The organism is Streptomyces sp. NPDC091279 (assembly GCF_044757465.1).
Lineage (GTDB): Bacteria > Actinomycetota > Actinomycetes > Streptomycetales > Streptomycetaceae > Streptomyces.
In genome coordinates this window covers 179,896-191,965 of sequence record NZ_JBIVVA010000010.1, presented here as the reverse complement: position 1 = coordinate 191,965, position 12,070 = coordinate 179,896, and the positions used below count along the sequence as shown (strand labels likewise).

9 protein-coding genes are annotated in these 12,070 nt (G+C 70.9%); 4 read left to right on the top strand and 5 right to left on the bottom strand.

All coding sequences use genetic code 11. The annotated features are described in order from the left end of the window. Position 1: 1 nt before the first annotated feature. The 3 genes from ACIQOU_RS25460 to panB all read right to left on the bottom strand — a co-directional run bounded on the left by ACIQOU_RS25460 (position 2) and on the right by panB (position 2,869). The gene (locus tag ACIQOU_RS25460; protein ID WP_401539294.1) at positions 2 to 826 is read right to left on the bottom strand and encodes an ABC transporter permease; all 825 of its coding nucleotides are present in this window, start codon (positions 824 to 826) and stop codon (positions 2 to 4) included. Continuing rightward, entirely contained in the window at positions 823 to 1,845 is a 1,023-nt protein-coding gene (locus tag ACIQOU_RS25455; protein WP_401539292.1) for an ATP-binding cassette domain-containing protein, read from the bottom strand. Before ACIQOU_RS25455 ends, ACIQOU_RS25460 begins: the two co-directional genes overlap by 4 nt. 157 nt (positions 1,846 to 2,002) lie before the next feature. Further along, positions 2,003 to 2,869 carry a 3-methyl-2-oxobutanoate hydroxymethyltransferase gene (gene panB / locus ACIQOU_RS25450; protein WP_401539290.1) on the bottom strand — a complete coding sequence of 289 codons (867 nt, stop codon included), beginning with the start codon at positions 2,867 to 2,869 and terminating at the stop codon, positions 2,003 to 2,005. Positions 2,870 to 3,083: 214 nt separating this feature from the next. Here panB and ACIQOU_RS25445 point away from each other — a divergent pair, with 214 nt between their 5' ends. The 4 genes from ACIQOU_RS25445 to ACIQOU_RS25430 all read left to right on the top strand — a co-directional run bounded on the left by ACIQOU_RS25445 (position 3,084) and on the right by ACIQOU_RS25430 (position 7,989). Beyond that, positions 3,084 to 4,682: an MFS transporter gene (locus tag ACIQOU_RS25445; RefSeq protein WP_401539289.1), complete on the top strand. Its 1,599-nt coding sequence runs from the start codon at positions 3,084 to 3,086 to the stop codon at positions 4,680 to 4,682. An 88-nt stretch (positions 4,683 to 4,770) separates the two neighbouring features. Then, the gene (locus ACIQOU_RS25440) at positions 4,771 to 5,430 is read left to right on the top strand and encodes a TetR/AcrR family transcriptional regulator (protein WP_401539288.1); all 660 of its coding nucleotides are present in this window, start codon (positions 4,771 to 4,773) and stop codon (positions 5,428 to 5,430) included. Between the two features lie 196 nt (positions 5,431 to 5,626). Then, on the top strand, positions 5,627 to 6,682 hold the full coding sequence (locus ACIQOU_RS25435) for an endonuclease/exonuclease/phosphatase family protein (protein WP_401539286.1): 1,056 nt from the start codon (positions 5,627 to 5,629) through the stop codon (positions 6,680 to 6,682). Positions 6,683 to 6,774: 92 nt separating this feature from the next. Continuing rightward, complete coding sequence (locus ACIQOU_RS25430) at positions 6,775 to 7,989, top strand: MFS transporter (protein ID WP_401539284.1); 1,215 nt, start codon at positions 6,775 to 6,777, stop codon at positions 7,987 to 7,989. Positions 7,990 to 8,079: 90 nt separating this feature from the next. Here the strand turns inward: ACIQOU_RS25430 and ACIQOU_RS25425 are convergent, their stop codons facing one another. After that, positions 8,080 to 9,834, bottom strand: a complete 1,755-nt coding sequence (locus ACIQOU_RS25425; RefSeq protein WP_401539282.1) for an NAD+ synthase — start codon at positions 9,832 to 9,834, stop codon at positions 8,080 to 8,082. A gap of 104 nt (positions 9,835 to 9,938) precedes the next feature. Beyond that, positions 9,939 to 11,843, bottom strand: a complete 1,905-nt coding sequence (locus tag ACIQOU_RS25420) for a protease pro-enzyme activation domain-containing protein (protein WP_401539280.1) — start codon at positions 11,841 to 11,843, stop codon at positions 9,939 to 9,941. Positions 11,844 to 12,070: the final 227 nt, after the last annotated feature.

Sequence of the window (12,070 nt, the reverse complement as noted above, 5' to 3'; positions counted from 1 at the left end):
GTCAGCTCTTGGTACGGAACTTGTGGATCGCGACCGGCGCCATCACCGCCGTGATCGCCACCGACCAGCCCAGCGTGACCCACAGGTCGTGCGCGACCGGACCGCCCACCATCAGACCGCGCGCCGCGTCCGCGAGCGTGGAGAGCGGGTTGTAGTCGGTGAAGTGCTGGAGCCAGCCCGGCATCGACTGCGTCGGCGCGAAGATCGACGACCCGAACTGGAGCGGGAACAGCACCAGGAAGCCCATCGCCTGCACGGACTGCGCGTTCTTCAGGACCACGCCCAGGGTGAGGAACACCCACATGATCGACGACGCGAACACCGCGGACAGACCGACCGCCGCGAACAGCCCGGTCCAGCTCTTGATGTCGAACCCGACCAGCACGGCCACGATCATCAGCACGGTGGTCGCGAACAGCATCCGCGCCACCTCCACCGTGATCTTCGCGAACAGCACCGAGCCGCGCCCGATCGGCAGCGACCGGAAACGGTCCATCACCCCGGTGTTGAAGTCCTGGCTGAACCCGGTGCCGACGCCCTGCGACAGCGACATGCTCATCATCGCGATCATGCCCGGGATCACGTACTGCACATAGCCGTCCTGCCCGCCGCCCAGCGCCTGCCCGATCGAGCCGCCGAAGACGTACACGAACAGCAGCGTGAAGACGATCGGCATCAGCAGCGCGTCGAACATCGACTCGGGGTCCTGCCGAATCCACAGCAGGTTGCGGCGGATCAGCGCGCCGGTGTGCCGCAGATGCCCGCGCAACGGGATACGGGCGTCGTCGCCGCCCGGGGCGGCGGTCAGGGTGGTGGCGGCGCTCATACGGCGACCTCCTCGCGGGTCTCGGCGGGCACGGTGTCCTGCGGGGCGCTGGCCCGGTGCCCGGTGAGCGACAGGAACACCTCGTCCAGGCTGGGGAGTTCGGTGGTGATGGCGCTGATCGTGATGCCGCGCGCGCTCACCGCGCCGACCACGGTGGTCAGTTGCTCGTCGCTGAGGATCGGCACCAGGCAGCTGCCGCTCTCCGCGTCCACGGTCGCACGGGCGAGCCCGCTGAGCCCCAGCTCGTCCAAGTGGGCGGCGAGCGGCTGGAGTTGCCCCGGATCAACGGGCCGCACCCGAAGCATCCGCCCCCCGACCTTGGCCTTCAACGCGTCGATGCCCCCACTGGCGATGACCTTCCCCCGGTCCACGACGGTCAGCTCGGCCGCCAACTGCTCGGCCTCCTCCATGTACTGCGTGGTCAGCAGCACGGTGACCCCGTCGCCGACCATCGCCTTGACCTCGTCCCACACCTCGTTGCGGGTCCGCGGGTCGAGCCCGGTGGTGGGTTCGTCGAGGAACAGCACCTGGGGGCGCCCGATCATCGAGGCGGCGAGGTCGAGGCGGCGCCGCATCCCGCCCGAGTAGGTGGCGGCCGGCCGCTTCGCCGCGTCGGTCAGCGAGAACCGCTCCAACAGCTCGTCGGCGCGGGCCCGGGCGACCTTGCGGGGCAGGTCGAGCAGCCGCCCGATCATGTAGAGGTTCTCCCAGCCGGGCAGCTTCTCGTCCACCGAGGCGTACTGCCCGGTCAGCCCTATCACCCGGCGCAACTGCCGGGGCTGGCGCACCACGTCGTACCCGGCCACGTTCGCCGCGCCGCTGTCCGGCGTGATCAACGTGGACAGAATCCGCACCAACGTCGTCTTACCGGCCCCGTTGGGCCCGAGCACCCCCATCACGGTGCCCTCACGTACGTCCAGGTCGACACCGTCCAGCGCCTTGGTCTCGCCGTAATGCTTGACCAGCCCCCGCACGGTGACAGCGCTCCCGCCGCCGGTCGTGTCGTCATTCATCGTCATGCCCCAGACCCTCCCACCCCCCACCGACAAACCACCGACAGCGTCCCGACAGGCCCTTCGGGGGCGCAGCCCCTGAGACGTGGGCGTGCGGGGCCGGGAAACGCCGGGGCCCGCCGGACGGGGAAGTCCAGCGGGCCCGGGCTGCTGCCACAGCGGCTCAGTGAACGGAGTTCTCCTCCGCGGGGAACACGCCCTCGCTCACCTCACCGGCGAACGCCCGCACCGCCTCCCCCATCACATCCCGCAACGAGGCGTACTTCTTGACGAACTTGGGCACCCGCCCCGGCGTCAGCCCCATCATGTCGGTCCACACGAGGACTTGGGCGTCGGTCGACACCCCCGCCCCGATCCCGACCGTCGGGATGTGCAACGTCCGCGTCACCTCCGCCGCCAACTCCGCCGGCACCAGTTCCAGCACCACCGCGAACGCCCCGGCGTCCTGCACGGCCTTGGCGTCCCGCAGCAGCTGCTGAGCCGCCTCCTCGCCGCGCCCCTGCACCCGGTACCCCATGGCGTTCACGGACTGCGGGGTGAGCCCGATGTGCGCCATCACCGGAATCCCGGACTCGACGAGCAGCTCGATCTGCCGGTGCGACCGCTCGCCGCCCTCCAGCTTGACCGCCCCGACCCCGGCCTCCTTGACCAGCCGGGTGGCCGAGCGCAGCGCCTGCACGGGCCCCTCCTGGTAGGAGCCGAAGGGGAGGTCGGCGACGATCAGGGCGCGCCGGGTGCCGCGCACCACGGCCGCCGACATCATCGTCATCTCGTCGAGGGTGACGGGCACGGTCGTCTCGTACCCGAGGTGACAGTTGCCCGCCGAGTCGCCGACGAGCAGGACGGGTACGCCGCTCTCGTCGAAGACGGACGCGGTCATCGCGTCGTAGGCGGTGAGCATGGGCCAGCGTTCGCCGCGTTCCTTGGCGAGGGCAATGTCGCGGACAGTGACACGGCGGGTGCCCGTCCCTCCGTACAGCGTCTGCACGCCGTCGGACGGCTTCTTCTGGGCAGCCGAGAGCTGCGTCATGGCAACGGCTCCTTCAGTCATCTCGAAGCGCCCTGTCGGCGTCTCCGGATCACCTCCATGGTGGCACTCGCGCCGCACGCGGCCAAGACCGGCACCGGGGGAGCTGGGTCACCCCGGGGCCTACGCCCCCCGACCTAGGTCCGTTCCTAAGATCTCCGTAAAGAATTCCGATACGAGACGGTCCCGTATCGAAATTGCTTCTAGAGTCGCCCCCATGACTACTCCTGCCGACCGGGCCAGCCACGGCGCCCGGATACCCGAGGCGGTGCACCGGCGCCGCTGGGCGATCCTCGGCGTGCTGATGCTGAGCCTGCTCATCGTGGTGCTCGACAACTCGATCCTGAACGTCGCCGTCAAGACGATCTCCACCCCCGCGCCCACCGGCATCGGCGCCACCCAGAGCCAGCTGGAGTGGGCGATCAACGCCTACACCCTCGTCTTCGCGGGCCTGCTGTTCAGCGCCGGGCTCCTCGGTGACCGGCTCGGCCGCAAGAAGGTGCTGCTCGGCGGCCTCGTCGCGTTCGGCATCGGCTCCGCGCTCGCCGCCGAGTCCGGCACCCCGGCCCAGCTCATCGCGTTCCGCGCGGTGATGGGCCTGGGCGCCGCGTGCGTCATGCCGGCCACCCTCGCCGTCCTCATGAACGTCTTCGAGCGCGACGAGCAGCCCAAGGCGATCGGCATCTGGGCGGGCGGCGTCGGCCTTGCCATCGCCATCGGCCCGATCACCGGCGGCGTCCTGCTCGACCACTTCTGGTGGGGCTCGGTCTTCCTGATCAACGTGCCGATCGTGGTCCTCGCGATCGCGCTGATGATCTGGCTGGTTCCCGACTCCCGCGACCCCCGCCCAGGACGCATCGACCCGGTCGGCGTCGTCCTGTCCGTCGTCGGCCTGGTCCTGCTGGTCTACGGCATCATCAAGGGCGGCGAACTCGCCGACTTCACCAGCGTGAGCGTGCTGGCGCCGGTCATCGCCGGCATCGTCGTCCTCGCCGGCTTCGTGATCCACGAGAAGCGCAGCGACCACCCGTCCCTGGACGTCACGTACTTCAGGAACAAGGTGTTCTCGGCCGCGATCGCCGCCGTCGCGCTGGTCTTCTTCGCGCTGATGGGAGTGACGTTCTTCTCGGTCTTCTACACCCAGAGCGTGCGCGGCTACTCGCCGCTGGAGTCCGGGGCGCTGATGCTGCCGCTGGCGCTCGCGCAGCTGATCTTCGCGCCGCGCGCCCGGCTGGTCGTCGACCGGTTCGGCTACCGGGCCACCACCACGGCCGGGATGGCGCTGGTCACCGCGATGCTCGCCGCGTTCGCGACGTTCCGGGCGGACACCCCGATCTGGGTCCTTGAGGTGGTGTTCTTCCTGATGGGCACCGGTATGGCGCACATCATGACGCCGACCTCCGTCGTCATCATGCAGGCCCTGCCGCGCGAGAAGGCGGGCTCCGCGTCCGCGCTGAGCAACACCTTCCGCCAGGTCGGCGGCGCTCTCGGCATCGCCGTGCTCGGCTCGGTGCTCTCCGCGTCCTACCGCGACGGCATCGAGGGCAGCCTCGGCGCCCTCCCGGCCGGCCTGCGCGGCACGGCGGGGGAGTCCATCGAGGCCACCCTCGGCGTCGCCGAGAAGCTCGGCCCCCGGGGCGCGGCCCTGGTCACCCCGGCCAACGACGCCTTCCTGCACGCGATGCACGTCACCGCCCTCTGGGGCGCGGGCGTCGCGGCCGTCGGCGTGGTCGTCGTCGCCCTCTTCCTGCCGGGCCGCCCGGCCGCACCCGAACAGGGCGAGGAGGAACGGGAGTTGGTCGTCGCGGCGGAATAACGCCCATGTCGGGAGCGGGGGGCACCCGGGCCGGGGGACAATCACTCCAGACCGAGGAGTCGAGGAGCCGAGGAAGGGACGCACGTCAGTGAGCCGTGCCCACAGCGCACCCGCTCCCGAGCCCCCGGCTCCCGAGCCCTCCGCTCCCGAGCAGCCCGCGCGCGGCCGCCCCCGCAGCGAGGCCGTCGAGCGGGCCATCGTCGAGGGCGTCATCAAACTCCTCGACGACGGCGTCCCCCTCGCCGAACTCTCCATCGAACGCATCGCCCGCACCGCCGGCGTCGGCAAGGCCACCATCTACCGCCGCTGGCCCGGCAAGGAGGAACTCTTCGTCGACGTGATCCGGCAGGCCGAGCCCCCCGACCCGGAGCTGCCCGGCACCTCGATGCGCGACGACCTCGTCGCCCTCCTCGAACAGCTGCGCCAGCGCGCCCTGCTGGCCCGCTCCTCGACCCTCCTGCACAACGTGTTCGCGCAGATGAAGAGCAGCCCGAAGGTCTGGAAGGCCTACCACGGCACGGTGGTCGAGCCCCGGCGCCGCATCACCCGGGAGGTGCTGCGCCGCGGCCAGGCCGACGGCGAACTCCGCGCCGATCTCGACATCGACCTCCTCGACGACTGTTTCATCGGCCCGATGCTGCTGCGCACCGTCATGCGCCTTGACGCCGACCTGCCCGAGGGCCTGTCCGAGACCATCGTCGACACCCTGCTGGCCGGTCTACGCCCCGTCAGTTCGCCCGGCGCGTAAGCCTTCCGCGCGCGCCCCCGGATGCGCGTTGCGTCACAGAGCGCGCTTTCACCGCCCCGGGCAGGAACTCTGGGCACCCGTCCGGTCGTCCTCTGCGCGTACGGCCGTCGCGGGACGGCGGAACGGGCCCGATCATCCCCTAGGGTCTTGAGACGCGGGGACGGACGGCGTGCACGGCAGGCAGTGAGGCGACGGTATGGCACAACAGGCGTACGTGACGGACACGGACAACGGAGGCTCGGGACCCGAGCACCGGGGGAACCGGTTCCGACGCCTGGCGGCCGGCGCGGTGTCCGGCTGGTGGCGCGAGCCGAGAATCTGGCGACGCGGCCGGGTCGTCGCCGTTCTCGCGGTCCTCGTCGCGCTGGTGATGCTGCTGCACGCGCAGATCCCGAACACGGTCGGCAACCTGGGCAGCCTCATCGAGACGTTCCTGCCCTGGCTGGGGCTCGCCGTCCCGGCGTTGCTCCTGCTGGCGCTGATCCGCAAGTCGGCGACGGCGCTGATCGCCGTCGTGCTGCCCGCCGCGGTCTGGCTGAACCTCTTCGGCGGCCTCCTCTTCGACAAGACGACCGGCACCGGCGGCGACGACCTCACGGTGGCCACCCACAACGTCAACGCCGACAACCCCGACCCGTCCGGCACCGCCCGTGACGTGGCCGGCTCCGGCGCGGACGTGGTCGCCCTGGAGGAGCTGGCCAGCCCCGCGGTGCCGGTGTACGAGTCGGTGCTCGCGTCGACGTATCCGTACCACTCGGTGCAGGGGACCGTCGGACTGTGGAGCAAGTACCCGTTGACCGGTGTGAAATCGGTCAACATCAAACTGGGCTGGACGCGCGCGATGCGGGCCACCGTGGCGACCCCGGAGGGTGCCGTCGCCGTCTACGTCGCCCACCTCCCCTCGGTGCGCGTCAAGCTGGCGGCCGGGTTCACCGCCCGTCAGCGGGACACCAGTGCCGACGCGCTCGGCGAGGCCATCGCCCACGAGAAACTGCCCCGCAAGATCCTCCTCGGCGACCTCAACGGCACCATGAACGACCGCTCGTTGAAGGGCGTCACCTCCCAGCTGCGCTCCACGCAGGGCGCGGCGGGCAACGGGTTCGGGTTCAGCTGGCCGGCGTCGTTCCCGATGGCGCGGATCGACCAGATCATGGTCCAGGGCGTGACCCCGGTCACCTCCTGGACGCTGCCCCGCACCGGCAGCGACCACCTCCCGGTGGCCGCCCGTGTGAAGCTCGACACTGGCTCGTAACCCGTTGGAATACTGGGCCTGGGAGAGTTTGTTCCGTCCATGAACTTACAGTGGACGGAACACCCCTCGCTCAGAAAGGCACAGGCATTTCCATGCCCCTGGCCCTGCTTGCCCTCGCCGTGGGCGCCTTCGGCATCGGCACCACCGAATTCGTGATGATGGGCCTGCTGCCCGACGTCGCCGACGACCTGCACATCTCCATCCCGACCGCCGGGCACCTGGTCTCGGCCTACGCGCTCGGCGTCGTCATCGGAGCCCCGCTGCTGGCCGCCGTCACCGCGAAGCTGTCCCGCCGCAGGGTCCTCATCGCCCTGATGGTCCTCTTCGTGGTCGGCAACGCGCTCTCCGCGTTCGCCCCCGACGAGCACACCCTGCTCGCCGCCCGCTTCCTGAGCGGCCTGCCGCACGGCGCGTTCTTCGGCGTCGGCGCGGTCGTCGCGACGGGCCTGGTGGCACCGGAGCGCAAGGCCCGTTCGGTCTCCCTGATGTTCCTCGGCCTGACCATCGCCAACGTCGCGGGCGTCCCCGTCGCCACGCTCATGGGCCAACACCTGGGCTGGCGCGCGACGTTCCTCGCCGTGAGCGCGATCGGCCTGGTGGCGATAACGGCCCTGGCGTTCCTCATCCCCCGGGACCACGACCACGCCACCCCCGCCTCGCTGCGCGGCGAGTTGGCGGCCCTGCGCTCGGTCCCGGTCTGGCTGGCGCTCGGCACCACGATCGCCGGGTTCGGCGCTCTGTTCTCGGCGTACAGCTACATCACGCCGATGCTCACGGACGCGGCCGGTTACGCGCCGGGCAGCGTCACCGTCCTGCTCGCCCTCTTCGGCGTCGGCGCGACGATCGGCAACCTCGCGGGCGGCCGCCTCGCCGACCACGCGATGCGCGGCACCCTGTTCGCGGGCCTGGCCTCCCTGGTCACGGTCCTGGCCCTGTTCCCGATCCTCATGCACACCCAGTGGAGCGCGGCCCTCGCGGTGGTCCTCCTGGGCGCGGCAGCCTTCATCACCGGCTCCCCCCTCCAGCTGATGGTCATGGAGAAGGCCGCGACGGCCCCCTCCCTCGCCTCCTCCGCCAACCAGGCGGCCTTCAACCTCGCCAACGCCGGCGGCGCCTGGATAGGCGGCCTGGCCCTGTCGGCAGGCTTCGGAACAACGTCCCCCGCCCTGGCAGGAGCGGCCCTGGCCGTCCTGGGCCTTGCGGTAGCGGCAGTGGCGGCAACGGTCGACCGCCGCAGGGCAGTCCCCGGCAGGGAGCGCCTGGTGGCAGGCCATATGCCACAGCACACGGAGTCGCTGACCCACTGAGGGCCGGCCACATCCAGCCCGTGAGGGGGTTGGGGGGCACAGCCCCCAAGGGGGTTGGCCCGGCTGACCAGTCGGCCGGGCCAGGGCCCGTCAGGGGGATTCGCGCCAGCCGTTGGTGATGGGGAGGCGCCGATCCTTGCCGAACCCCTTCGCCGAGATCTTCGTACCCGGCGGATACTGCCGCCGCTTGTACTCCGCGGTATCGACCATCCGCAGCGTCCTGGTCACCAACTCCCGCTCGAACCCGGCCGCGACGATCGCATCAGCCCCCTGATCCCGATCGACGTACCGATCAAGAATCCCGTCCAGGACGGGGTAATCAGGCAGCGAGTCCGTATCGATCTGCCCCGGCCGCAACTCCGCACTCGGCGGCTTGGAGATCGAGTTCTCCGGAATCGGCGGCACCTCCCCCCGTTCGACCGCGTCACGATTGCGCCACTCGGCGAGCCGGAAGACGGTCGTCTTGTACACGTCCTTGATCGGCCCGTACGCCCCCACCGAGTCGCCGTACAACGTCGAGTACCCGACGGCCAGTTCGGACTTGTTGCCGGGCGCCAGCACGATGTGCCCCTCCTGGTTGGAGACGGCCATCAGCAACGTCCCCCGCAGCCGCGACTGGAGATTCTCCTCGGCGAGCCCGGCCAGCCCCAACGCCCCCATGTACGCGTCGAACATCGGCTCGATGGAGACGGTCCGGAAGTTGAGCCCGGTCCGCCGGGCCAGCTCGGCGGCGTCGCCCCGGGAGTGGTCCGAGGAGTACTTGGACGGCATGGACACGCCGTACACGTGCCGCGCACCGAGCGCGTCGCAGGCGATCGCCGCGACCAGCGCCGAGTCGATGCCCCCGGAGAGCCCGATCAGGACGGACCGGAAGCCGTTCTTGGTGACGTACGCCCGCAGACCGACGACCAGCGCGGAGTAGATCTCCTCGGCGTCGTCGAGCCGCTCGGCGTACCCGCCGGTCCGCTCGGGGGCGTACGCGGGCACGGGTTCCTCGGACAGGACGACCCGGTCGATCCGGAGCCCGTCGTCGACGATCCCGGTCGGCGCGGCGGCGGAGGCGGCCGGCAGCTCCAGATCGAGGACGACACACTCCTCGGCGAACTGCGGCGCCCGCGCGATCACCTGCCCGTCCCGGTCGACGACGATCGAGTCACCGTCGAAGACCAGTTCGTCCTGGCCGCCCATCATCGCGAGATAGGCGGTGGTGCAGCCGGCCTCCTGGGCGCGCTTGCGGACCAGTTCGAGCCGGGTGTCGTCCTTGTCGCGCTCGTACGGTGACGCGTTGATCGACAGCAGCAGCCCGGCCTCGGCGGAGCGCGCCGCCGGTACCCGGCCGCCGTCCTGCCAGAGGTCCTCGCAGATGGCGAGGGCCACGTCGACGCCGCGCACCCGCACCACCGGCAGGGTGTCGCCGGGCACGAAGTAGCGGAACTCGTCGAAGACGCCGTAGTTCGGCAGGTGGTGCTTGGCGAAGCTGAGGGCGACCGTACCGCCGTACAGGACCGCCGCCGCGTTGCGCGGGGCACCGGCCGGCTGACCGTACCGGGGCTGGGCGGCCTCGGACCGGTCGAGGTAGCCGACCACCACCGGCAGTTCCCCGAACCCCTCCTCGGCCAGCTGCGCGGCGAGCGTGCGCAGGGCCGTGCGGGAGGCCTCGACGAAGGAGGAGCGCAGCGCGAGGTCCTCCACGGGGTACCCCGTCAGGGCCATCTCGGGGAACGCCACCAGGTGCGCCCCCTGGGCGGCGCAGTGCCGGGTCCGGTCGAGGATCGTCTCGCTGTTGAGGGCGATGTCGCCGACGCGCGAGTCGATCTGGTTCAGGGCGAGACGAAGTTGAGGCACCCCGCCAGTGTAATCGTCAGAGCGACGCGATGGGGTGGCGCGAGATGTGGTCCACCCCACGCCACCCCATCAGTCCAGCCGGTTCCGATCGCCCCGCAGGGGGATCAGCGGCGGCGGAACGACTCGACGTACCCCTTCGCCGGCGTGCCCACGCCGGTGACGTCGTCGTAGCCCTTCACCGCGGCCAGCGAGCTGTCCTTGCCGAGGCTGCGGACCGAGGTCACCACACCACCGCTGGCGTCATAGCCGTTGGTGAAGTCCAGCCGGGCCACCGCGAGACCCGCGGCGGCGGTCGGGTGGTCGGTGACGTCGTGGTACGCCTTGGTGCCGTACTTGGCGTAGATCGACGGGTTGGCGAAGCCGAGCGGCCGCCCGCCCCGCGCCTCCTGCGCCAGCGCCTGAACGGCCGCGATCACCGGGGCCGCCAGCGAGGTGCCGCCGATCCGGTACTCGCTGTACTGCTGCGACCCGTCGGGGAAGGTCTGCGTCTGCCCGACCAGGAACCCGGTGTTCGGGTCGGCGATCGCCGAGATGTCCGGCACCACCCGGTTGCCGTTGGCGCTGTTGGCCTTGGCGAGTGCGTCCGGGACGACCCCCTTCTGGTAGAAGGGCTCGGCGACGGTCTTGCTGGTGCCGCCGCCCGCGCCCGAGGTGTACGCGCCGGGGAAGTCGGTCCAGCTCTTGCCGTCGGTCGACAGGGTGGCCTTCTCGGTGCCCCAGCCGGTCTCCCACAGGTACGTGTCGTTCTTGCCGACGGCCAGCGAGGTGCCGCCGACCGCCGTCACCCACGCCGAGTTGGCCGGGGTGTCGACCTGCTTGGTGCCGGTGTTGGCGACCTCGTCGCCGTTGTCGCCGGAGGAGAAGTAGAAGCCGATGCCCTCGACCGCGCCGAGCTGGAAGACCTGGTCGTAGGCGGCGGCCAGGTCCGGCGTCTGGTTGGCCTCGATGTCGCCCCACGAGTTGGAGACGATGTCGGCCAGGTGGCTGTCGACGACCTTGCCGAGCGCGTCGAGCAGATCGTCGTCCGAGCAGGAGGCGGCGCCCACATAGGTGACGTCCGCGGCCGGGGCGACCGCGTGCACGGCCTCGACGTCGAGGGTCTCCTCGCCGTACCAGCCGGCCGCGTCGCACTCGGTGGTGTTCGTGTAGTCCGACGGCAGCACCTGGCCCAGCTGGCCGGAGGTCCAGCCCGCGTCGCCGTTCTTGCGCGCGTAGGCGCTCGCGTCGGCGGCGATGGTGGGGGAGGCGTAGGCGTCGGTGATGGCGACGCGGGTGCCCTTGCCGGTGTACTTGCCGGCGCCGTAGACGGACCGCAACTGCTTGCCGGTGTAGCCCTTGACGGCGTACGGGATCTTCGTGCCGTACGCGTCCGGCAGCGAGGACGCCGTGTTCGAGCCGTAGTACGACGAGAACGGGCCGGCGTTCTTGAACACCGCGGTCGGCGCGGGCAGCGTGTCGTTGTGGCTCGCCGTGTGAGGCGCGTTGTCCAGGCCGGTGACGGTCAGGACGGCGCCGTTGAGACTCTCCGGAGCCGTGGCCGCCTTGGAGGGCGCGCGGTAGGTCTTGGAGCCCTTGGCGTAGTTGTGCAGCTGGGTGCCGAACGCCTTCTCGGCGGCGGCCACGTCACCCGAGACGGAGACGTAGTGCCGGGCGACCCCGGTGACCTTCAGGCCCGCTCCGGTCAGCCACGCCTTGACGGCGGCCACTTGGGCCTTCGTCGCGCCGAAACGGTCCTGCGCCTGGGCGGCGCTCAGATACGTGCCGTAGCTCGCCGAGTCCGGGTCGGAGACGGCCTTGGCGTACTGGGCGAGCCCGGCGGCGTCCCGGCCCGCCAGATAGACGCGGGCCAGGACCTGGGCGCTGTCCGAGGTGGCGCCCTTGTCCGCCTTCGCGGTGGCCCACAAGGGCTTGGTGCCCGTGATGGTGGCCCGGCCGGTGTCGTCCGCGGCGTGCGCCGCGGGGCTGCCGAGTGCCAGCGCGCCGGCGAGCATCGGCAGTGTCGCCGCCATGCTCACTCCGGCGCGTATGTGGGCGCGGTTGGATCTCATAGAACCCCCTGCGATGCGGTTCTTCGCATGTGTGGTCGGTCGGCGGCGATCCCCGCTGGTCCGCGCCGCGGCGGGGGCACGGGAGGGAACGCGCGAGTAGCCGCCACTCTTTACCTGAACCGTTCATGCCAGGGGAATGCGCAAGCCAAGAGAGCCCCAAGGAACCGGACAGAAGGCCGAAGACAGCA